The sequence below is a fragment of the Bacteroides salyersiae WAL 10018 = DSM 18765 = JCM 12988 genome, from assembly GCF_000381365.1.
In the GTDB taxonomy this organism is placed as follows: Bacteria; Bacteroidota; Bacteroidia; order Bacteroidales; family Bacteroidaceae; genus Bacteroides; species Bacteroides salyersiae.
In genome coordinates this window covers 210,960-234,164 of record NZ_KB905466.1, presented here as the reverse complement: position 1 = coordinate 234,164, position 23,205 = coordinate 210,960, and the positions used below count along the sequence as shown (strand labels likewise).

21 protein-coding genes and 1 tRNA gene are annotated in these 23,205 nt (G+C 40.2%); 13 read left to right on the top strand and 9 right to left on the bottom strand.

Annotated features, from left to right (window positions below):
- The first annotated feature begins 4 nt into the window (after positions 1-4).
- From HMPREF1532_RS00940 to def, 5 genes are all read left to right on the top strand, one after another.
- On the top strand, positions 5-2,455 hold the full coding sequence (locus HMPREF1532_RS00940; RefSeq protein WP_005923538.1) for a DUF3869 domain-containing protein: 2,451 nt from the start codon (positions 5-7) through the stop codon (positions 2,453-2,455).
- 51 nt (positions 2,456-2,506) lie between these two features.
- Positions 2,507-3,250 (top strand): YjbH domain-containing protein, encoded by a 744-nt coding sequence (locus HMPREF1532_RS00935; protein WP_005923536.1) that lies wholly within the window; start codon positions 2,507-2,509, stop codon positions 3,248-3,250.
- Between the two features lie 59 nt (positions 3,251-3,309).
- Positions 3,310-4,515 (top strand): OmpA family protein, encoded by a 1,206-nt coding sequence (locus HMPREF1532_RS00930; protein ID WP_005923534.1) that lies wholly within the window; start codon positions 3,310-3,312, stop codon positions 4,513-4,515.
- 121 nt (positions 4,516-4,636) lie between these two features.
- Positions 4,637-5,053 carry a Holliday junction resolvase RuvX gene (gene ruvX, locus HMPREF1532_RS00925; protein ID WP_025819732.1) on the top strand — a complete coding sequence of 139 codons (417 nt, stop codon included), beginning with the start codon at positions 4,637-4,639 and terminating at the stop codon, positions 5,051-5,053.
- A gap of 37 nt (positions 5,054-5,090) precedes the next feature.
- Entirely contained in the window at positions 5,091-5,645 is a 555-nt protein-coding gene (gene def, locus HMPREF1532_RS00920; RefSeq protein WP_005923530.1) for a peptide deformylase, read from the top strand.
- Between the two features lie 366 nt (positions 5,646-6,011).
- On the opposite strand, the gene HMPREF1532_RS21200 is transcribed toward def, so the two are convergent.
- On the bottom strand, positions 6,012-6,317 hold the full coding sequence (locus HMPREF1532_RS21200; protein WP_025819730.1) for a hypothetical protein: 306 nt from the start codon (positions 6,315-6,317) through the stop codon (positions 6,012-6,014).
- A gap of 507 nt (positions 6,318-6,824) precedes the next feature.
- On the opposite strand from HMPREF1532_RS21200, the gene HMPREF1532_RS00915 reads away from it, so the two are divergent.
- The 6 genes from HMPREF1532_RS00915 to HMPREF1532_RS00890 all read left to right on the top strand — a co-directional run bounded on the left by HMPREF1532_RS00915 (position 6,825) and on the right by HMPREF1532_RS00890 (position 13,448).
- Complete coding sequence (locus HMPREF1532_RS00915) at positions 6,825-8,855, top strand: tetratricopeptide repeat protein (RefSeq protein ID WP_005923527.1); 2,031 nt, start codon at positions 6,825-6,827, stop codon at positions 8,853-8,855.
- 80 nt (positions 8,856-8,935) lie between these two features.
- A complete protein-coding gene (gene thrS, locus HMPREF1532_RS00910) occupies positions 8,936-10,876 on the top strand; it encodes a threonine--tRNA ligase (protein ID WP_005923525.1) in 1,941 nt (646 codons plus the stop codon).
- Between the two features lie 72 nt (positions 10,877-10,948).
- Complete coding sequence (gene infC, locus HMPREF1532_RS00905; protein ID WP_081623164.1) at positions 10,949-11,545, top strand: translation initiation factor IF-3; 597 nt, start codon at positions 10,949-10,951, stop codon at positions 11,543-11,545.
- A gap of 67 nt (positions 11,546-11,612) precedes the next feature.
- Positions 11,613-11,810, top strand: a complete 198-nt coding sequence (gene rpmI / locus HMPREF1532_RS00900) for a 50S ribosomal protein L35 (RefSeq protein ID WP_004326827.1) — start codon at positions 11,613-11,615, stop codon at positions 11,808-11,810.
- Between the two features lie 99 nt (positions 11,811-11,909).
- Positions 11,910-12,260: a 50S ribosomal protein L20 gene (gene rplT, locus HMPREF1532_RS00895; RefSeq protein WP_004297540.1), complete on the top strand. Its 351-nt coding sequence runs from the start codon at positions 11,910-11,912 to the stop codon at positions 12,258-12,260.
- A gap of 420 nt (positions 12,261-12,680) precedes the next feature.
- Complete coding sequence (locus tag HMPREF1532_RS00890; RefSeq protein ID WP_005923519.1) at positions 12,681-13,448, top strand: EFR1 family ferrodoxin; 768 nt, start codon at positions 12,681-12,683, stop codon at positions 13,446-13,448.
- 6 nt (positions 13,449-13,454) lie between these two features.
- Here the strand turns inward: HMPREF1532_RS00890 and xpt are convergent, their stop codons facing one another.
- From xpt to HMPREF1532_RS00855, 7 genes are all read right to left on the bottom strand, one after another.
- The gene (xpt, locus tag HMPREF1532_RS00885; RefSeq protein ID WP_005923517.1) at positions 13,455-14,021 is read right to left on the bottom strand and encodes a xanthine phosphoribosyltransferase; all 567 of its coding nucleotides are present in this window, start codon (positions 14,019-14,021) and stop codon (positions 13,455-13,457) included.
- A gap of 88 nt (positions 14,022-14,109) precedes the next feature.
- Positions 14,110-15,417 carry a phenylacetate--CoA ligase gene (locus HMPREF1532_RS00880; RefSeq protein WP_005923515.1) on the bottom strand — a complete coding sequence of 436 codons (1,308 nt, stop codon included), beginning with the start codon at positions 15,415-15,417 and terminating at the stop codon, positions 14,110-14,112.
- A gap of 98 nt (positions 15,418-15,515) precedes the next feature.
- Positions 15,516-16,097 carry an indolepyruvate oxidoreductase subunit beta gene (locus HMPREF1532_RS00875; protein ID WP_005923512.1) on the bottom strand — a complete coding sequence of 194 codons (582 nt, stop codon included), beginning with the start codon at positions 16,095-16,097 and terminating at the stop codon, positions 15,516-15,518.
- Between the two features lie 3 nt (positions 16,098-16,100).
- On the bottom strand, positions 16,101-17,693 hold the full coding sequence (locus tag HMPREF1532_RS00870) for a thiamine pyrophosphate-dependent enzyme (protein ID WP_005923509.1): 1,593 nt from the start codon (positions 17,691-17,693) through the stop codon (positions 16,101-16,103).
- A gap of 81 nt (positions 17,694-17,774) precedes the next feature.
- Complete coding sequence (gene mltG / locus HMPREF1532_RS00865; protein WP_005923506.1) at positions 17,775-18,812, bottom strand: endolytic transglycosylase MltG; 1,038 nt, start codon at positions 18,810-18,812, stop codon at positions 17,775-17,777.
- Positions 18,813-18,970: 158 nt separating this feature from the next.
- Positions 18,971-19,852, bottom strand: coding sequence for a DNA/RNA non-specific endonuclease (locus HMPREF1532_RS00860; protein ID WP_005923503.1), 882 nt, complete (start codon positions 19,850-19,852; stop codon positions 18,971-18,973).
- A gap of 175 nt (positions 19,853-20,027) precedes the next feature.
- A tRNA-Thr gene (locus HMPREF1532_RS00855) sits at positions 20,028-20,100 on the bottom strand.
- A 756-nt stretch (positions 20,101-20,856) separates the two neighbouring features.
- Here HMPREF1532_RS00855 and HMPREF1532_RS00850 point away from each other — a divergent pair.
- Positions 20,857-21,381: a UpxY family transcription antiterminator gene (locus HMPREF1532_RS00850; protein WP_005923496.1), complete on the top strand. Its 525-nt coding sequence runs from the start codon at positions 20,857-20,859 to the stop codon at positions 21,379-21,381.
- Positions 21,382-21,388: 7 nt separating this feature from the next.
- Positions 21,389-21,853 (top strand): WbuC family cupin fold metalloprotein, encoded by a 465-nt coding sequence (locus HMPREF1532_RS00845; protein ID WP_005923493.1) that lies wholly within the window; start codon positions 21,389-21,391, stop codon positions 21,851-21,853.
- Here HMPREF1532_RS00845 and HMPREF1532_RS00840 read toward each other — a convergent pair.
- On the bottom strand, positions 21,850-23,055 hold the full coding sequence (locus tag HMPREF1532_RS00840; RefSeq protein ID WP_025819702.1) for an ROK family transcriptional regulator: 1,206 nt from the start codon (positions 23,053-23,055) through the stop codon (positions 21,850-21,852). The two genes, HMPREF1532_RS00845 and HMPREF1532_RS00840, sit on opposite strands and share 4 nt — an antisense overlap.
- Positions 23,056-23,205: the final 150 nt, after the last annotated feature.

The window sequence follows — 23,205 nt, the reverse complement described above, 5'->3', positions numbered from 1 at the left end:
TGAGATGAAAAAGAAAAGTTTTTTAGGTGTTGTGAGTGCAAGGATAGCGCTACTCACTTTAGCTTTGTCCGGGGCGTTAATGACCGGATGTTACAAAGAGGACGGACTGGATGCCAGTAAGCCCGGCGAAACTGTTACACTACCGGATGCTGCTTATACAATTTCAGGATCTGTCACAGATATTGAAACGGGTGATGGTGTTAACTTAACAGCAGTTGAAACAAATGTTGGTACTGCTACTATCTTAGGTGACGGTTCGTATGCTGTAAAAATCAGCAAATTTACTGAGAGTGAGAAAGTGGTGAATTTGATTTTCAAAGCTGAAGGATATAAAGATGCTAAAAGAACTGTATCTGTTGCTAAAATAGAAGATGGGCAAACTGTAGTATATCCTCTGTCGGTTGTTATGAAAAAGGATATTCCTGCAAAAGAATATGTAGACGTTGTATATGATCTTACATTTGCTGTGAAGGATGCACAGACAGGAGCAGTTATTGAAGGTATTACTCCCGAAGTAACTCCTGCAGCGAATAGTGAGGGTAAATATGCAGCAGGTGAATATCTTGTGAAAACTGCTGCTAATGATAAGTATTATTCAAGTGTAACAGTTGTGAGCCTTCCGGCTATGCAGGTAGAAAAAGGTGAAAATAATGTAATCAGCAAGGCTATTGTACTGTTGGTTGAACCGGTTACTATTACGGAACCTGTTTATATCAATATTTCCGGTGCGGTAACAGATAAAAACGGTAAGGCGCTTGAGGCTGACGAAATTGTATTGTATGCAGATGGACAGGTTGCAAAAACTATTTCTGCTGCCAGTGAATTCCGCTTTACTGTGGAAAAGGCTGATGTGACTTATCAGGTTGGTGCTAAAAAAGGGGCTACTGAAATTAAATCGGCTGAGATTAATGCAGATGGTGGAAATTACGATTGTATATTGGTATTTACTGAAATAGGTGAAGAGGCTACTGTAAAATTGCCTTATGTATTGGATGTAAACGTAGTTGATGCAGATACGAAACTTCCGGTAACTGCCGAGGTGAAAATAAATGGTGCTGCAATTCAGGCTTCTTATGATGCAGGTATTTATACTGTTACTGCAACTGCAACCGGATATCAGAAGGCAGAAGTCAAAGTAGCTTTGGAAGTGGTATATGGCAAGGCCGGTGATAAAGTATATCGTGTGATCGATATTGAAATGGTAAAAGAAGAAAAGCCGGAAATTGAATATGTTAGAATTTACGGTGCAACTGTAGATAAATATGGAGTTTTGGCTGAATCACAAGTAATAAGACTGGAAGGCGCTAATATTCAGCCTGTTTATAATAGTTCTAATTTTGATTTTACAGTTGAAAAAGATGCCGCTTCTTCTTATACCATTTATTCGGAAGTGGTTAACTCGACAGCTACCGGAGTGATTGCAGCAAAGGGAAAAGTTACCATAACGGATGTTACTGCTTATTATCAGGTTTTATCTTACCCATGTAAGGTTGAGAATGGTAAAGAGGTGATCGAAGCCGGTGAGGGCGCTACAGGTACAATAATACCGGATGTTGATTCAAATGGTAAGGTGCTTGAGACTGTATCTAATATTATGGCCGACGGTACTACTGTTACTTTGAAAGAAAATACAGTGATTACTCCGGCAGATGCAACTCTGATTTTGGTTAGAAACTTGGCTGATGAAGCTGCTCCGGGCGATAATGATAAAACAGGAACTACGCCATTGTCAATTCGTAGCTATATCGGTTTGCCTGATGGCCTGGCATTTGCTGGAAATCCGTTGCTTATTAGCTTTGCTGATGATTATAACGGTCAGTTGGGTGATCTTAATCTGGAATATGAAGGAACTGACGGAGTATGGTCTCTTGATCCGAAGGGTGATAAGGGGGTTAAACTGTCAGGTGGTGTTTACACGATGAATATTGAGCACTTCTCTAAATTCCGCGCAGCTATTGATTTAGGTATCTCAGAAGAATCAGGAGTTGTGAAGAGTGATTATACTTCATTCCCTGTAGGACGCATGAATAATAATGATGTAGAAATTGATGTTCATGTGACTTGTACTGGTTTGAAAGCGGGTGTTAAATATGAGAATTATGATCAGTTAGTAGCAGAAGTGAAACAGAAATTCTCTAATGAGAATGTGCAGAATGTAGTGCTTACCGCTATTCAGGATGCTTATGCAGACGTTAAGAAGGAGTTTGAAACGGTAACGCTTGAAGGAGATATTAAAGTTCCGGCATTTACTCTGTTGAACTCTGTTTCTGTTGAAACTAAAGAAGTTACAAAACCTTGTACTGTTACTGTAAACAATATTCAGATCCAATTTAATGTTCTTACAGTTGAATACTTGAAGGTGGTTACTTTGGAGAAAGACATGACACATATCGGTCACAGTCATGGTCATGGCAATGATTTGAATGCCGGAGGCGGTATCATTGTAGGCGAATAATAAGATATACTGATTTTTGAACCGAAAGTATAAATAATAAAGTAGAAATAAATGCTAAAACGAATCATAACCACTTTGGTATGCTTGTGCTGTACATTTATGCTTTCGGCTCAATTGACCTATGGTACTACAGGATTGCTGCATGCCCCTTCAGCGGAAATGCAAAAGGATAAGACAGTAATGTTGGGTGCTAATTTTTTAAATAAGGAGATAACTCCTCCTACGTGGTATTACCATACGTACAATTATTACCTGAATGTAACCATTATGCCATGGTTGGAAGTTGCCTATACTTGTACGCTTTTCAAAGCGGAAGCATTGGGGCTGAAGCCTTACGGTTATACAGGCTTTACGAATCAGGACCGGTATTTTTCGGTTCGTTTGCGAGCATTGAAAGAAGGACAGTTTTGGAAATATACACCTGCCGTCGTGTTGGGAACTTCTGATCCATTTACATCCTCGGGAGATGTAATTGCTTCAGAACGGGGGAACGGATATTACAGTCGTTTCTATATTGCCGCTTCCAAGCATGTGGATATAGGAAAAGAGACGATAGGGATACACCTTTCTTATTTATATAATCGAAGAAAAGATTATAAATTGAATGGTGTGGCTGCCGGAATTAGTTATAATCCGTCTTTTCATCCGCAGCTACGATTGATAGCCGAATACGATTCCAAAGATTTTGCGATGGGAGCCACTTATTTGCTTTTTAATCATTTGCATGCACAGGTGGAGCTGCAGAGAATGAAATACCTCACCGGCGGATTGATGTTCAGATTTTGTCTGAAATGAAATGATGGTAAAGAGCGGATATGAATAAGAAGAGTTGAATTTATTAATAAAGAGAAAAAATGAATAGTAAATTAGTAATATTATCTCTGTTGTTAGCTGGAACTGCAACTGCTGTTTCTGCACAGACTAAAGATAAATACTACAGCGAGAGCTGGAAGGATAATATCTATATCAGTGTAGGAGGTGGAGTGCAGGCTACAACGAATCCGGATACTAAATTCGGGAAGTCTATTACCCCTCTGGTGAATCTGTCAATTGGAAAATTGATTAATCCTATCTGGGGATTCCGTGGCCAAGTATACGGATGGAGCTCGAAGATGGAAACAAATTATCCGTTTGAGAGTTTGAATGCGCCGAAAGTGGAAAGAAAAGAAAACTACATTGGTATCAATTTGGATGGTACTTTGAACCTGACAAACTTGTTCTGTGGCTATAAACCGGGGCGCGTATTTGAATTGAACTTTTTTGCCGGTCCTTCTATGAATGTAGTGAAAAACTATTGCCATTGGGATGTCGTTTATTCGGAACATAAGACGGTGGAAGACGGACATACGGTTATCAAGAAAGAGTTGGATTATGATCGTACAAGACCTACCGGTCATGAACTTCGTTGTTTAGTTGGTGCCAGTCTTGGTTTAGGTGCTAAGTTCAATATCAATCCGAAATGGGCCATCGACGTAGAAGCTCGCGGACAGGTTACTCCTTCTGTTTTGGGTGCATATAGCAGTGGTAACACCGACGGTTACCTTCATCTGACAGCCGGTGCTACTTATACATTTGGCGGCAAGAAGTTTGTTTCTTGCAGTTCTAAAGTCGATCAGAATGCTATTAACGACGAGTTGAACAAGTATCGCGATGAATTAGCCAAAGCTCAGAGCGATTTGGCTGATACTAAAAACGCGATGGCAAATGCTAAGCCTGTTGTTCAGGAGGTTGTGAAAGAAGTTGAAGTTGCCGGTCCGCGTGCTGTTTTCTTTAAGATAGGCAGTGCTAAGATCGACGATTACGGAAAGGTCAACATTCAGTTGGCTGCTAAATTGATGAAGGCCAATCCTGATAAGAAGTACAAAATCGCAGGATATTGTGACAGTGCAACCGGTAGTGCAAAATGGAATAAAGAGTTGTCTGAAAAACGTGCTCAAGCAGTTTATGATGCTCTTGTGAATGAGGGAGTTAGTGAAAAACAAATGGAACTCATTGGCTATGGTGGTACTGCTAATATGTTCGGCAAAGATTTCTTGAATCGTGTAGTAATTCTGGAATAAAATATGGATTAACAGAGCTTTGCTCTGAATTTTAAGGGAAAGGATGTCTGTAAATAGGCATCCTTTTTTTGTATGGCAATGGGTTATAATCAAAATAATAATTGTATTTTTGTCCCCAATTATGAGTAGAATATTAGCAATAGACTATGGTAGGAAGCGTACGGGAGTAGCTGTCAGTGATGCGATGCAGATCATTGCAAACGGTTTAACTACTGTACCTACGCATGAATTATTGGATTTTATAACCGGTTATGTACAAAAAGAACCGGTAGAGCGTATTCTTGTAGGTCTGCCTAAACAGATGAATAATGAAGCATCCGAGAGTATGAAGTATATTGATCCGTTTGTCCGTTCTCTAAAGAAAAGACTGCCGGAAATCCCTGTTGAATTTGTGGATGAACGTTTCACTTCTGTACTGGCACATCGTACCATGCTGGAGGCCGGATTAAAGAAAAAAGATCGGCAAAATAAGGCCTTGGTTGATGAAATCAGTGCTACCATTATTTTGCAAACATATCTTGAAAGCAAACGTTTTTAATATAGAGAATAATATAATAAAATAGCAATAGTAAAATATGATCTTACCAATTTACACATACGGCCAACCTGTATTGAGAAAAGTGGCCGAAGACATTACCCCTGATTATCCGGAATTAAAGAAACTGATTGAAAATATGTTTGAGACGATGGTGCATGCGGATGGTGTGGGACTTGCGGCACCTCAAATCGGACTTCCTATCCGGGTGGTGACAATTACGTTGGATCCTCTGTCGGATGAGTTCCCTGAATTTAAAGATTTTAACCGGGCATACATTAATCCGCACATTCTTGAAGTCGGTGGCGAGGAAGTGGCAATGGAAGAAGGTTGTCTCAGTTTGCCGGGTATTCATGAAACGGTGAAAAGAGGGAATCGGATTCACGTGAAGTATATGGATGAAAATTTTGTAGAGCATGATGAAGTGGTTGAAGGATATCTTGCACGTGTGATGCAGCACGAATTTGATCATTTGGATGGAAAAATGTTCATTGACCATATTTCGCCGCTTCGCAAGCAAATGATAAAGGGTAAATTGAATACCATGCTGAAAGGAAAGGCTCGCAGCTCTTATAAAATGAAGCAAATAAAATAATACTGTATGTAGGCTTATTGGGTGGGCAGATATTCTGTTTATTGATCAAGAAACAAAAAAGAAATATTATAAAAATTGAAACGGTTTCTAAGTAATCGTGAAAAGGTAAGTTGTGACAGAGCGTTAATCCAACCCATATACTTCACATCAATGTAACTCCTGCCTGCTTGAAAAAGACGTAGCATCTCTTTCAAAAAGACATAGTGCCTTTCAAAGAAAGACGTAGCATCTCTCCGAAAAAGATGTAACAGGTTTCAACGGAAAGATGTGCAGGTTTTAAAAAAAGATGTAGCATCTTTTTTCCGGTGAATGTTTTTTATTCTTCAGAATGTCTCTTTTGTATGTTTTTCATCCCTTTCACCGCCTTCACCTTTTTGCTTCACTGCTTTGTTCATCGGCAATACTGGGTGAAGGGCGGTTGTCGTTTTTCTGTCTCTGTGCAAATGTCTCCCAAGTATTGGGTATACGGGCGATGAACACCGAGCATACGGGTGGTGAGTACCGGGCATACGGGCGGCAAACACGATTACCGAGAGACTGGAGCGTGCCTTCACCCTGTATTACAGATGAATAGGGAGCTTGATTAAAAAAGGTGAAGCCGGTGAAGGGGGGAGATTCTATGTGAATAATATATTCCGATGGACAAAAACGTCCTTTAGAGGAAACTTCCAAAATGAAATGATCCGATCAAACCGGAACAATAGGTGCCAGATTATTTTTAAAACATTACTAAATCCGTTTTGGCAGGATAATTATTTAACATTGTTAATTGATTTTTCCAAAGTACGGTTTCCTCCCGATAAAACATTAATTCTTTAAGTGCAAGAAATAGTATTCTTATTGCCAAAGAATACTATTTAACACAGTCTTAATAACGCTTTCTTGTATTAGAGAAAATAGACCCTTCTTCTTTAGGAAATGTTTGTTTATATGATTGATATACAGTTGCTTGGCTTGATGTACTGCTTTCCATGAAATCTTCTTGTATTGCAAACTCGAAAAAATACAGTTTGCCTCTACTTGTCATATTGACAAGTAGAGAGTTTGTTTTAAATTCATATTGAAGTAGTTTTTATGTCGCATCAAATGCTCAAAAAATATAAAAAGTTATCTGATATCCCTGTATAATAGACGAAAAGCATTACTTTTGTTTCATTTATTAAGTATATTCAAAAGCCAATGATAAAAAAGATATTAGTAGCTCTTCTGCTGCTACCTACACTGGTATGTGCTCAGATAAATACGGAACGGGTAATGATGATAGCCCGTAATGCTCTTTATTTTGAGGATTATGTGCTTTCTATTCAATATTTTAACCAGGTGATTAATGCAAAGCCTTATCTGTATGAACCTTATTTTTTCAGGGGATTGGCAAAAATAAATCTGGATGATTTTCAAGGTGCGGAAGCTGATTGTGATAAAGCGATCGAACGTAATCCTTTTGTAGTGGGGGCTTATCAGATTCGTGGCTTGGCACGTATTCGTCAAAATAAATACGATGGGGCGATTGAAGATTATAAAAAAGCTTTGCATTACGCGCCGGAGAATATTACACTTTGGCATAATCTGACCTTGTGCCATATTCAAAAGAAAGATTACAAGGCTGCGGAAGATGATTTGGAAAAGCTGCTTACAATCTCTCCTAAATATACACGCGCTTATCTGATGCGGGGAGAGGTTGCACTGAAACAACAAGACACTATTAGGGCGTTAAAAGATTTCAATACGGCTATCGAATTGGATAAATACGATCCGGATGCATGGTCTTCCCGGGCAATTGTCCAATTGCAACAATCCAAGTATGCCGAGGCGGAAGCGGACTTTAATCAAGCAATTCGCCTGAGTGCACGGAATGCCGGAAATTATATAAATCGTGCGTTGGCCCGTTTTCATCAGAATAATTTGAGAGGTGCCATGAGTGATTATGATCTGGCATTGGATATCGATCCTAATAACTTTATCGGACATTATAACCGTGGTCTGTTGCGTGCTCAGGTAGGTGATGATAATCGTGCGATTGAAGATTTCAACTTTGTGCTCGAGATGGAGCCCGATAACATGATGGCTACATTTAATAGAGGTTTGCTACGTGCGCAGACCGGAGATTATCGTGGGGCGATAGAAGACTATACGACTGTGATCAACCAATATCCTAACTTCTTGGCCGGTTATTACCAGCGTGCTGAAGCGCGTAAAAAAATTGGAGACCGTAAAGGAGCCGAGGCGGATGAGTTTAAGGTAATGAAAGCGCAGTTGGATCGTCAGAATGGCGTTTCGAAAAATGATGTGGCACAGAATGATCAAAACAAGGAGGATGATAATGAGGAGGATGAAGGCAAGACACGTAAAAAGTCGGATAAGAATATGAATAACTATCGGAAGATAGTAATTGCCGACGATTCCGAACAGGAACGTCAATACAAGAGCGATTATAGGGGACGGGTACAGGATCGTAACGTGACGATTAAGCCGGAACCGTTGTTTGCACTTACTTATTATGAAAAGATGAGCGATGTAAAACGCTCTGTGAATTATCATACGTTTATTGATGAATTGAACCAGTCGGGGATATTTCCAAAACGTTTGCGTATAACTAATATGGAAGCGCCACTGACAGAAGAGCAGGTTAAATTCCATTTTGCCTTGATCGATGCACATACATCGGCAATTGTGGAAGATGAGAAAAGTGCTGCGAAGCGTTTTGCCCGTGCACTCGATTTTTATCTGGTACAGGACTTTGCGAGCTCAATGGATGATTTGACGCAGGCTATCTTACTTGACGATAAATTTTTCCCGGCTTACTTTATGCGGTCTTTAGTACGTTGTAAGCAGTTGGAGTATCAGAAAGCAGAGGAGGCTGCAAATGCAAAACAAGGCGGGGATGGCTCGAAGGAAATTGGTGCAATAGATTATGATGTTGTGAAAGCCGATTTGGATAAAGTTATTGCATTGGCTCCGGACTTTGTATATGCATACTATAATCGTGCCAATGTGTTGGCCATGTTGAAAGACTACAGGGCTGCATTGGTTGATTATGACAAGGCTATTGACTTGAATCATGATTTTGCCGACGCTTACTTTAACCGTGGGCTGACCCATATATTCCTTGGGAATAATAAACAAGGTATCACCGATTTGAGTAAGGCCGGAGAGTTGGGAATTGTTTCGGCATACAATATAATCAAGCGCTTCACCGATCAGGGCGAATAACATTTTTTTGATAAATAATAGAAAACTCAAAAAGAATTAGTTATTTTTGCGTGCTAAAAAGAAAAATATAACATCACATTATGATAAAGATAACATTTCCCGATGGCTCTGTTCGTGAATATAGCGAAGGAGTGAACGGTCTGCAGATTGCAGAAAGTATCAGTTCGCGTCTGGCTCAGGATGTACTGGCTTGTGGCGTGAATGGTGAGATTTATGATTTAGGCCGTCCTATTAATGAGGATGCCTCTATTGTGCTTTATAAATGGGAGGACGAGGAAGGTAAACATGCTTTCTGGCATACAAGTGCCCACTTGCTGGCCGAAGCATTGCAGGAACTTTATCCGGGGATACAATTTGGTATCGGACCGGCTATTGAGAATGGATTTTACTACGATGTCGATCCGGGAGAAGCGATCATTAAGGAATCCGATCTGCCTGCCATAGAAGCCAGGATGGCTGAACTGGCAGCTAAGAAAGAGGCCGTAGTTCGTGCAGACATCGCTAAAAACGATGCTTTGAAAATGTTTGGTGACCGTGGCGAAACTTATAAATGCGAGTTGATCTCTGAATTGGAAGACGGACATATCACTACTTATACACAAGGGGCGTTTACCGATCTTTGTCGTGGCCCTCACTTAATGACGACAGCACCTATCAAAGCCATAAAGCTGACTTCTGTAGCAGGCGCTTACTGGCGTGGTCATGAAGATCGTAAGATGCTGACTCGTATTTATGGTATTACTTTCCCGAAAAAGAAAATGCTGGATGAATATCTGGTATTGCTGGAGGAAGCAAAGAAGCGCGACCATCGTAAGATTGGTAAGGAAATGCAACTCTTTATGTTCTCCGAAACAGTAGGAAAAGGTTTGCCGATGTGGTTGCCGAAGGGAACAGCGCTTCGTTTGCGTTTACAGGAATTCTTGCGCCGCATTCAGACCCGTTATGATTATCAGGAGGTAATAACTCCGCCTATCGGCAATAAGTTATTGTATGTAACTTCCGGTCACTATGCTAAATACGGTAAGGATGCTTTCCAGCCGATCCATACTCCGGAAGAAGGAGAGGAGTATTTCCTGAAACCGATGAACTGTCCGCATCACTGCGAAATCTATAAGAACTTCCCAAGATCTTACAAGGATCTGCCTTTGCGTATTGCTGAGTTCGGTACGGTGTGCCGTTATGAACAAAGCGGCGAGCTTCACGGCTTGACCCGTGTACGTAGCTTTACACAGGATGATGCGCATATTTTTTGTCGTCCCGATCAGGTGAAGGGTGAATTCCTTCGGGTGATGGATATTATTTCGATCGTGTTCCGTTCCATGGATTTCACTAATTTTGAGGCACAGATATCCTTGCGTGACAAAGTGAATCGCGAAAAGTACATCGGTAGCGATGAAAACTGGGAAAAGGCAGAGCAGGCTATTATTGAAGCTTGTGAAGAAAAAGGCTTGAAGGCGAAGATAGAATATGGCGAAGCTGCTTTCTATGGCCCGAAACTTGATTTTATGGTGAAAGATGCCATTGGCCGTCGTTGGCAGTTGGGAACGATTCAAGTGGATTATAATTTACCGGAACGTTTTGAACTTGAATATATGGGTTCTGATAACCAGAAACATCGTCCGGTGATGATTCACCGTGCACCGTTCGGGTCAATGGAGCGTTTTGTAGCAGTGTTGATAGAGCATACTGCAGGTAAATTCCCATTGTGGTTAACTCCGGACCAGGTTGCTATCCTGCCGATCAGTGAAAAATTCAATGATTATGCCGAACAGGTGAAAATGTATCTGAAGACACATGAAATTCGTGCGATCGTTGACGATCGTAACGAAAAGATCGGCCGTAAGATACGTGATAATGAGATGAAACGTATTCCTTATATGCTGATTGTCGGTGAGAAAGAGGCAGAAAATGGAGAAGTTTCAGTTCGTAGACAAGGCGAAGGTGATAAAGGTACCATGAAATTTGAAGATTTTGCTAAAATTTTGAACGAAGAAGTTCAAAATATGATAAATAAATGGTAACTTTGCGCCCAATTAATAAATAAACAAATTTTGGTAGACAATAAAAAACAATTCGGAAGTAAAGGTTATTTGATGAAGAATGACAGCTTAAAAGGGCAGTACAGAATCAATGAGCAGATTCGCGCCAAGGAAGTTCGCATTGTAAGCGACGAAGTGGAACCTATGGTATATCCTATTTCCCAGGCATTAAAAATGGCGGAAGAAAAAGGGTTAGACCTCGTAGAAATTTCCCCTAATGCACAACCCCCGGTTTGCCGTATTATTGACTATTCAAAATTTCTTTATCAACTAAAGAAACGTCAGAAAGAACAAAAAGCGAAACAGGTGAAAGTGAACGTAAAGGAAATACGTTTCGGACCTCAAACGGATGATCATGATTACAACTTTAAGTTGAAACATGCTAAAGGGTTTCTTGAAGACGGGGACAAAGTGAAAGCTTATGTTTTCTTTAAAGGACGTTCCATTCTTTTTAAAGAACAGGGTGAAGTGCTGTTGTTGCGTTTTGCCAATGATTTGGAAGATTACGCAAAAGTAGATCAAATGCCTGTTTTAGAGGGTAAGCGTATGACTATCCAGCTTTCTCCGAAAAAGAAAGAAGGAGCTCCAAAAAAGCCGGCTGCACCGAAGCCTGCAGCTCCAAAGCCTGCGGATAAGGCAGCAGAAGAATAAGACAGAAATGCGTAACGCGCAGGTATAGTGCGTTGCCATATAATTTAATAATTTAAAATCAAGTAAGATGCCAAAGATGAAGACTAACTCCGGTTCTAAAAAAAGGTTTACCCTTACCGGAACAGGTAAAATCAAAAGAAAGCACGCTTTTCATAGTCATATTTTGACTAAGAAAACTAAAAAGAGAAAGAGAAATCTGTGCTACTCTACAACTGTTGATACAACAAATGTAAGCCAGGTTAAGGAACTCTTAGCTATGAAGTAATCAAAAGCGTAAAAGTATTATTAAAGTATTAACCGAATGCATTAGCTTTAAGTTCGCTACGTGAAGTAACGGCGCTAACATTCAAAAAAGAGTAAAACTATGCCAAGATCAGTAAATCATGTTGCTTCAAAAGCAAGAAGAAAGAAAATTTTGAAATTGACCAGAGGTTACTTTGGTGCAAGAAAAAATGTTTGGACCGTAGCTAAAAACACTTGGGAGAAGGGTTTGACATACGCGTTCCGTGACCGTAGAAACAAGAAAAGAAACTTCCGCGCTCTTTGGATACAACGTATCAATGCAGCTGCACGCCTTGAAGGAATGTCATATTCTAAATTGATGGGTGGCTTGCATAAAGCCGGTATCGAAATAAACCGTAAGGTTTTGGCTGATTTAGCAATGAATCATCCGGAAGCTTTCAAAGCTGTAGTTGCTAAAGCTAAAGCGGCTTAAGTTGCACAGTTTAAGAATAATAGATGCCGATTACTGAAAAGTGATCGGCATTTTTATTATTACTAAAGAATTTTCAGGCTATAAAAAGTGGCTTTTAGAATAAACAAATTCTATATTTTTCTTGTTTATCTCATACAAAGTTACTACATTTGTGTAGTTAAAGTATTAGCCGTATCGACTTGATCGGGAAACTCTTCAAATTAATCTGATATACCGAGAACGCTTCTGCTCTCAATGGCGGGCCACATCTTTCGGGACAGCTTTTAGCCGGTGGATTACAAAGGGGGCGAGCACTCAAATCTTGTTCTATCAGAGTTTCATCACATCGTCGGTGCGGCTTTTTTATAACGGAGAAGGACGGTAATCATTCGAAGACTACCGCCCTTCTTTTTATATTGATTTATTAAAAAAATCTCAATTATGATTTTTTATTTCTCGGGTACAGGAAACTCTAAATGGATTGCAGAACAGCTTGCTGACAGGCTTAAGGAGCAATTGATATTTATTCCGGAAACAATGCGAAACGCGATATTTGATTATGAAATGGCTGATAAAGAAAAAATCGGCTTTGTGTTTCCTGTGTATTCCTGGGGGCCTCCTCCCATTGTGTTGCAGTTTATAGAACAACTGAATCTTCAGCGCTATGATAAGCAGTATCTTTTTTTTGTATGTTCTTGCGGGGATGACACCGGATTGACTCAGCAGGTGTTTTGCAATGCTGTATCAAGAAGGGGATGGAAATGTGATGCCGGATTTTCTGTTATTATGCCTAATAATTATGTATTACTCCCGGGGTTTGATGTGGACTCTAAAGAGATTGAAGAACGGAAACTGACTGATGCGATTCCAAAATTGGCAGAAATAGGCAGTATGTTGGAAGAAGGAAAAGAGGTGTTTCAATGCCATGAAGGTAGTTTCCCTTTTATAAAAACGAAGATAATTAATCCGTTTTTCACAAAATGGGGGATATCTGCGAGGAAGTTTCATACCACAGATGCTTGTATAGCTTGCAAACGTTGTGAAAAAGCTTGTCCTATGAACAATATTGTAATGGTAGGATGGAAACCTGTTTGGGGAACAGATTGTACTTCTTGTTTGGCCTGTTATCATATCTGTCCCCAAAATGCTGTACAATACGGGAGCGTGACGGGGAAAAAAGGACAATATTTTAATCCGAATGAAAAATAGAAGAAGCTATCTTATTTTAATCTGGCAATTGGATAAATCTTCTATAATGGCGAGACTTTCTACGCGTACACCTCTTTCTTCGAGTGTTTTACGCCCGTTTTGAAAGGCTTTCTCTATAATGAACCCCATTCCTACCAGGTTAGCTCCGGATTGCTTGATCAAGTCTAAAACACCTAAGGCGGCGTTTCCATATGCCAGAAAGTCATCAACGAAAAGAATGTTGTCTTCGGGGGTTAGAAAATCACTACTGATGACAACTTCATAATCACGGTCTTTGGTGAAAGAATGAACTGTGGTACTTAATGCGTTCTGTATGGTTTTAGGAGATTTCTTTTTGGCAAATACCACCGGTAAATCCATCAGATAACCGGTCATAATGGCCGGAGCGATACCACTGGCTTCTATCGTCATAATCTTATTGACATTGGTTCCTGCAAAAAGGCGTACGAATTCTACTCCGATAGATTTCATCAGTACGGGATCCATTTGATGGTTTATAAAACTGTCTACTTTCAGAATGCCTCCCTCGAAGCATCTTCCATCTTGCAGGATTCTTTTTTTTAATAGTTGCATAAGGTATGATTAAAGTATGGATGTACTAATGCGCCAACTGAAGAAACAATTTTCTTAATTGGCGCATTAGACATATAATTATATTGAATTATTTGTTATCTCTCAAGTCTTTTACTCGTACTGCTTTTCCTTCGCTTTGTGGTAAAGAGCCCTTTTTAACCAATTTCAGTTTAGGTGTTACTAATATTTCATCTTTCAATTGGCGGGTAATCTCCTTACGAATACGTTCCAGTTCAATATAGTTGTCAGTGGAAAGATCGCTTAACTCTACCTCAACGACCATTTCATCCTGATTATTGACGGTTTCCAAGGTAATAAGGTAATTGCTGCCTAATTCTGGGAATTGCACCAATATTTTTTCGACTTGCATTGGGAAAATATTAACCCCTTTGATGATGAACATATCATCGCTGCGTCCTTTGATTCGGTCTATACGCAAGTGAGTACGCCCGCAAGGACATTTGCCCGGAAGAATACGTGTAAGATCGCGCGTCCGGTAGCGAATCAGGGGCATCATGTCTCGGTCGAGTGTGGTCAGTACCAGTTCTCCTATTTCTCCTTCGGGGACAGGTTCGCCGGTTTCCGGGTCGATAATTTCTACGTAATAGCAATCTTCCCAAAAGTGCATACCATTTTGTTCGGTGCATTCGAAGGCTACTCCCGGGCCGTTCATTTCTGTCATTCCAAAGCTGTTATAGGCTTTCACTCCCAACATGCGTTCTATTTTTTTTCTTTGTTCATCGGTGTGCGGTTCTGCTCCGATGACAAGGGTTTTTAGGGTGGTGCCTGCCGGATCCATACCCTCTTCCTGGAATACTTCTGCCAAGCGTATGGCATAGCTGGGGATTGCGTGTAAGGCAGTCGTCTTAAAATCATTGATGAATTTTATCTGACGTTTACTGTTACCGGCAGCAGCAGGTACGGTCAATGCTCCTAAGCGTTCGGCACCGTATTGAAATCCTAATCCGCCTGTAAACATTCCATATCCGGAGCTGTTCTGAAATACATCGGTTTTACGGATTCCAACCATGTAAAGGCATCGTGCCACCAAGTTTGCCCATGAGTCAAGATCATGCTGTGAGTGTACTATGACAGTTGGATTACCGGTTGTGCCACTGGATGAATGGATTCGTACTCCGTCATTTTTCATATCACCGGCTACGAGGCCGAAAGGATAATGGGCACGCATATCCGCTTTGGTTGTGAATGGTATTTGACGAATATCTTCCAATGACCGGATGGAGTCGGCGGTAATGCCGTGTTTGGCAAAAACCTCCTTATAATAAGGAGCGTTTGCTGCTATGGAAATTGTTTTACGGAGTCGTTGTAATTGCAATTCTTTTAGTTCTTCACGACTCATCGTTTCTATTTCTTCTTCCCAGTATCTTGTATTCATGGTTTGAACAATTATTCAATGTGCTGTCCTGCCGATATGCCAACTGTATGTTTTGAACAGTTGTTATGCCGATTGACATATCGGCAGGATACACATGATTACATTAATTTTTCTGCTATGTCTTTTCCGGCTGCCAACGCTTTGAGGTTCATTTCTACAATGGCATCCCCTTTGCGCTGGAATATTTCACGGATGCTATCTTGTATCTTTGTGTAATCTATTCCTAAGAATGGGATAGTGGCTCCTAATAGAACAATATTGGCGACACGTGCCGATCCTGCTTCTTTAGCTACTTTGTCCACATTCAAGACCACTTTATGAGGCAGTTTGTTAATCTCTTCCAGTACTTTTTCTTCTGCCGGATAATTTGGAATATTGATAAACGGTGTTTCGTTGGTCACCAGCCATCCTTCCGGGCTGAGATAGGGAAGATACCGTAATCCTTCCATGGGTTCTAAGGATATGATCAGGTCACATTTTCCCGATGGTATCAAGTCTGAAGCGATAGGTTGGTCACTGATGCGCAGGTTAGACTGTACGTCTCCACCACGTTGACTCATCCCGTGTACTTCTGCCTGTTTCATATAAAGTCCGTCTTTCAAGGCTGCTTTGCCGATGACTGTGGCGATTGACAGGATACCTTGCCCGCCTACTCCTGATAGTATAATATCTTTTTTCATGGCTTATTTACTTCTTTTTTTACGTGCTAATGTTTGTATACATTCCCTGCGGGGGATAATAACGGATACACCGTGATAATCAAGTTCTTCACGTATTATCCGTTTCATTTCATCGTAGTTCTTCTTTAAGGGAACTACTACACGGATATGTGCAGGATCTACTCCGAGTCCGGTACAGATTGCTTCGATACGTCCTGTACCGGCAGAATCTTGGCCACCTGTCATAGCTGTTGTTTCATTGTCGGAAATAACAATGGTAACATCTGAATTTTCATTAACACAGTCCAGCAATCCGGTCATTCCGGAGTGGGTAAAAGTCGAATCGCCTATAACGGCTACGGCGGGATATAATCCTCCATCGGCAGCACCTTTTGCCATCGTAATGGATGCCCCCATATCGACACAGGAGTTTATGGCATTGAACGGCGCATTGGCTCCCAATGTATAACATCCGATGTCACTGAATACTTTATGAGTAGGATATTCTTCTTTTAGTACTTGAGTCAGAGTGGTATACATATCGCGATGGCCGCAACCTTCGCATAGGGCGGGCGGGCGCATCTCTACAATACCCGGAACTTTGAATTCGGATTTGTTTTCTTTTCCTACGGCACGTGCTACGGAATCCGGATTTAATTCTCCGTCTTGTGAAAGTGTACCGTCAAGACGTCCTTTCACTTTCAATCCGATACCCAAATACCCTTTCAATTGTTTTTCTACAAACGGTTGCCCGTCTTCCAAAACAAGAATTTCATCACAAGTCTCCACTAATTGCATTAATTGCTTTTTGGGTAGCGGATATTGCCCTATTTTCAATACCGGATATTCGCAGCCTTCCGGATAGTTTTCCATTAGATAGTTGTATCCGATGCCACAGGCTACGATACCTGTCTTTTTGTTCGGACCGTCGGTATATTTGTTATAGGGAGATTCTTCGGATGCTTTGATAAATTCGTCCTGGCGTGATAATAATGCTTTATAGCGTTTGCGTGCATTACCCGGTAAAAGAATAAATTGACGCGGATCTTCTCCAAAAGATATTTCATTCTGCGGCTTTTGGGCTTTTCGTTCTACTCCGGAACGGGAATGCGCCAGGCGGGTAACCATACGCATCAATAATGGTTCGCCGATCTTTTCGGAAAATTCGAATCCGTTGTAAACCATGTCATAAGCTTCTTGCTGATTGCTCGGCTCATACATCGGAATCAATGAAAAATCACCATAAAAACGACTGTCTTGCTCGTTTTGAGAGGAGTGCATGCTGGGATCATCAGCTGCAACAACGATAAGTCCGCCTTTTACACCGGTGATTGCTGAATTGATAAAACAGTCGGCTGCTACATTCATGCCTACATGTTTCATGCAAACCAGTGCCCGCTTACCTACGAATGACATTCCCAAGGCAGCCTCCATTGCTGTCTTTTCGTTGGCAGCCCAACGGCTGTGTATGTTCCGTTCACTCGTGACGGGGGATGATTGGATATATTCCGTTATCTCAGTTGAAGGGGTGCCCGGATAGGCATAAACGCCTGAAAGCCCAGCATCCAATGCAGATTGTGCAATGGCTTCATCGCCAAGTAAGAGTTGCTTGCTCATATATCTTTTTAATTAGTGTTAGTCACAGTTCTATTATTTATTTGGGCAAAGATACATTTTTAAGATCATTTTATTACAGGATTACTTAAAAATCTTTCTTTCGTTCAATGCTTTCCAATATTTTCTGGCATTAGCCATATGGTCGGTATAATTGGATGCAAAATTGTGGGTACCCGAAAAATCTTCTTTTGCACACATATAAATATAATTGTGTTTTGCATAATTAAGAACGCTATCTATGCCTTTAGTGGAAGGAATGCGGATCGGTCCCGGAGGAAGTCCGGTATTTATATAAGTATTGTATGGAGATTCAACCCGTAGGTTCTCGTTGGTGATTCTTCTTAATCCGAAGTCTTGCAATGCAAATTTGATCGTAGGATCTGCTTGAAGCGGCATGCCTCTTTGCAACCGGTTGATGTATAATCCTGCCACCATAGGTTTTTCCCCATTATTATTTGTCTCTTCTTCTACGATGGATGCCAGCGTGCACACTTCTTCCGGAGTCATTCCTATAGCTTGTGCTTTGGCAAGACGTTCGTCATTCCAGAATCTTTTATGTTCCTTTTGCATACGCTCGAAGAAGCTGTCGGCACTCATATCCCAATATACTTGGTAAGTTTCGGGAATAAACATGCATGCCATTGTTTCTTTGTCATATCCCATTTTTTGCTGAAAAGTGGAATCGAATAGTAAAGTTGCAATTTCGATAGAATCTATCATTAATTGTTTGGCTACGTTATGTGCCAGCCTGTCGAGCGTTCTTACACTGCCGATTGTCAGGTTGACCGGCTCTTGATAACCACGGGATATCCGGCTGTAAACATGGTATACATTCTCTCCGGGACGAATGGCATAGCGGCCGGTGTGGATGTTTTTTTCTAATTCACGATATTTTGCCATCCAACGGAATCCGGTAAGGTTACCGGGATGTCCTTTTGCTTTCACCTTATTATATATGGAGTCTGCCGTGTCGTCACGGTCTACGTACACATAAACTGTTTTAGCGGGATGAAATTGCGGATACAGGAGGTAGTAATAAAAAGTACCGATTCCTGCTATGCAGACTATAAAGAAGATAGCCGTTAGGCTGATAAGGATTTTTTTCTTTTTCTTGTCCATAAAAAGACGTTCACATTATAAAAACTCATCAAAGGTAATAAGAATTCGACTAAATAGGCGACTTGGTGGAGACTGTTTTTTGAGTGTTTAGCTATTATTTGCTTTTGAATGCCGATGATGTTATTGGTATAAATGCGTTTTAGGGTTATTGCCCGGATTTAAAGTCCCCACTGGTCGCAATTCACTTGTGATTCTATTTTGTTTTCCAAATCATCAGGCAGAGGGGCAAAGAAATCCATTCCCGTCAGCGTTTCAATACTGTCCACTGATACTGCGTAAGTGGCGAGTGGGGATACGGAACGTCCGTTTTTGAATAGAAATCCAATGGTTTTAGGTGATGTGGTAAAAGGTGATAAAATTACTTTGAAGAATTTTTGTGGAACTGTTACCTTGTTTTTTCCTATTTTCTGTGGCGTTTTTTCTATAATAGGTCCGCAAATTATAATAATAGCACTGTCGGTAATGGCCCAATCACGTATTTTTTCTTCCAGGTCTTTCCATTTGCGTCTGTTCAGTTCCGGGTGTTGCGGGCACATATTGCTAAAGTAAAATGATTCTTTCATTGCCGTATTGCTCCATTTCATATCGGCTGCGGGCGCCATGTGTCCTTTGTCATATCCTGAGCGTGCGTAATCGGCATTGGTAGCAATGATACCTTTTACCGAAGGGTCGGTAATGAAACGGTCGGTTCTTTTAGCATTGCCTTGTGTCTCTTGGCGTGTCAGTTCATATGCGACCCAGTTAGGCAGGCGGAGATTTTCATTATATGATACGCTATATCCGGTATGGTGGATGATTTGTTCTTTTCTGGGAATAATCATTCGCGGTATCGTAAGCTCTTCGGCTGTCGGTATCGGCTGTCGAATGGATGTAGCAGGAATTTTGACTGTCTTGTCCGGAAAAGAGGGGAGCGTTTCGGATTGTTGAAAATAAAGGTATAAACCATAAAAAACAGGTATTAAAACTAGGATAGTAATAATACATCCTATTTGGGAATATTTTTGGGCTTTTTTCTTTTTTTGATTCCTTTTTCGGCTCATGACATGGCTAAAACTGATTGTGATGCGTTTTTTACTAAAACAGGATTAACTTGAAAAAACTACCGGTATCGCAATTAGTACGCTTGTTCAGATAACGATTATAGGTGTTTTTTTTGAATACATTATTCTATTTAAGCAAAAAGCACCGATTAAAATAATCAGTGCTTAATGAAAGAGCCGCTAGCCAGACTTGAACTGGCGACCTACGCGTTACGAATGCGTTGCTCTACCAACTGAGCTATAGCGGCATTGTCCGTTTACGGCATGCAAAATTACAGCTTTATTCGAATAATCAAAAAGAAATCTTCTTTTTTTTGATTATTATTTTCTTTGGTTTCTGTCTTTCAGTTAGTTGGCATTCTCTTATTAAAAAAAGAATAGTAGCATGGGATTTCTCTGGAGATAAATAAGCAGTTATGGAATGGAATTTGTAAAGCTATAGCATTGAAAAAATGGATGTGGATAGAGAATATATTGAAGAAACTATTTGTCATATTTGAAATGAGAGCGTTTATAAAAGGCAAGATGATTGGTGATTTTTATTATAAGGTAATAGCCTTGGCAAAATGATATGTTTTTAATATATATTTGATTTTTCGAATCTTAATCTTGCTGCATATCCTATAAAAACGGCTTTTGTATGCGAAAGTTACTAAGTTGTCAGGGGACTTATAACTGGCTTTTGATACAAATTCTAAAACTTAGTAATAAAATAAATGTATATTATGAAAATAATATATTACCTTTGTGACCAGTTTATAAAAGACTCAAAAAGATTAATCTGAATATCTTATGCGTAGATTTATTGTTTATGATATATATAGTCAGACAGTTCAGCTATTGCAAATAAGCAAAGTGCGGACTGATGATTGTGTAAGTGACAGTATGATAAATGGTGATACTTTGGAAGCCGGATTTATTAGGTAATATCTTGATTCTTATTTATTTTTGGCGGATATTGGTTGGATAAGATGGATGCTTTTTGTGAAAGACTTATTAAAGGGATGGAAACAACAAACAGGAAAATAGAAGAAAAAACATCTTGTTGGTATGCTGTGTATACAGCAGTAAAGGCTGAGAAGAGTGTAAAAGAACAGCTTGATAAAGCAGGTATTGAGAGCTATTTACCACTTCAGTCTATAGTTCGTTCATGGAATAATCGTAAGAGGAAGGTGATGGTTCCGGTTATTCCGGGATGCGTCTTTGTACGTTTGCCGATGGACGAAGTTACCAGAATTAAAAGTATAAAAGGGATTTCTTTTCTTCTTCGGGAAGAGGGGCGATATGTTTCTATTCCGGAAGATCAGATGGAAACTTTCCGCAGTATGGTAGAAAATACAGATGAACTTGTTGAATTTACAGAAGAATTGGCATCTGGTGTGATGGTTCAAGTTGTTCATGGACAGCTCAAAGGTGTGAAAGGAGAACTGGTCGATTATCAGGGAAAAGACAAACTGATGCTTCGTATTGTAGGGTTAGGTTCCGCTTTGGTTGTAGTTACCGCTGATTCTGTTGAAAAAACGAAATGAGGATTCTATGAAATTAATTACCGATTCTTTACTGAATAATGTATCCGGGCAGGCAAAAGAGAATCCGCGCCTGCGCATGAATTACAATTTTCATGAGTCAATGGATGCACCGATTCATCGTATGCTGAATGCACTTGAGCCGGATACGTATTTGCCGCCCCATCGTCATAAGAACCCGGATAAGGAAGAGATTTATATCGTTCTTCGAGGTAGTTTGCTTGCTATTCTGTTTGATGAAGAAGGTAATGTTACGGATAAAGTGAATTTGAATCCGGATAAGGGCATGTATGGTATAGAAATTCCGCCTTGCATATGGCATTGTATTATAGTGCTTGAGCCCAATACGGTGATATATGAAATAAAGCAGGGGCCTTATGCTCCGTTGATCCCTGAAAATCTGGCTCCTTGGGCGCCTGATGTTGCCGATAAGGAGGGAATCAAGGCTTTTATGAAGCGGATGTCCGAGATTTAATCTTCGAACATTCTGCTTCGTGCAAGCATGCAGGCTCCTACAATTCCCGCTTTGTCTTTCAGTTTGGAAGTGAGGATAGCCGAATCTTTGTTTACTAAGTTGAGGGAGTATTTGCGGACGGCTGTTTTTATCGGTTGGGCGATATAGTCTCCTGTAAGCGATAAAGTGCCACCGATAATAACCAATTCCGGATTGAAGAGATTGATAAGTCCGGCAATTTGTTTCCCTAACTTCTGGCCGATCTCTTCCACTATTTCAATACAGAGGACGTCTTCTTTGTTGACGGATGCAATGATTTCGTCAAGAGTGATCGGATCTTCCGATGATATGCGGTTGGATAAGATTGAGTTTTCTCCGTTTTTGATACGTTCCAATAATATTCGGTGCAAGGCCGATCCCGATGCCTCTGTTTCAATGCATCCTTTTTTCCCACAGTGACAGATGATTTCATTTTCATAAGCGCTTACGTGCCCGAATTCACCGGAGAAACCTGATTTTCCGGTATATATTTTCCCATCGATGATGATGCCAATGCCCAATCCCCAACTGATATTGACGAATATGATATTTTTTTCTCCTTTTACGCAGCCCTGCATATACTCTCCGTAGGTCATGGCGCGGGTGTCATTGTCTATGGTTACTTTGTAGCCCAGTTTTTCTGTTAGTACATCTGCCAACGGGCGTTCTTCGAAATTGAATTGACTGAAACTATATCCGGATTCCGGATTGACCCGACCGGATACGTTCATATTGATATTTAATATTTTCTCTTTGTCGATACTAAGTGTTTTTATGAAACTCGATATGAGTTTGCATAATTCATTTAATCCTTCTTTTGAATTTTCAAAAGTGTAGGGGATATTCATTTTGAGCTCCATCATATCTCCTTTAAAGTTGATAAGTCCGATATTGATGGCGAATTTTTTAATATCCACTCCGATAAAATACCCGGATTCCGGATTAAGTCCGTATAAGTTTGGATGGCGCCCGCCGCTTGTCTCCAGTTTGCCGTAATCATTGATATACCCGTCTTCACACATCTCATCAATAAACTTGGTTACGGTGGGTACGCTCAAGTCCATTTCTTTTGAAAGGTCGGTGATCGTTGAGCTTCCATTATATATATAATGCGTAATAATTCTCTTCTTTACGAGAGCATTTTTGGAACCTATTTCTATTTCTTTGAGCAAATTATGTTTCATGTATGCCATATTAGTGGTTTATGATGAACAAATATACGGGTTATTTGAATATTTTGCTCTGTTTTTCCTTTTTAATTTATTAATATTCTTTGTTTATAGTCTAATAAGGGATTATATAATAAATCATTTTTGTTTATTTGCGAGTTGATA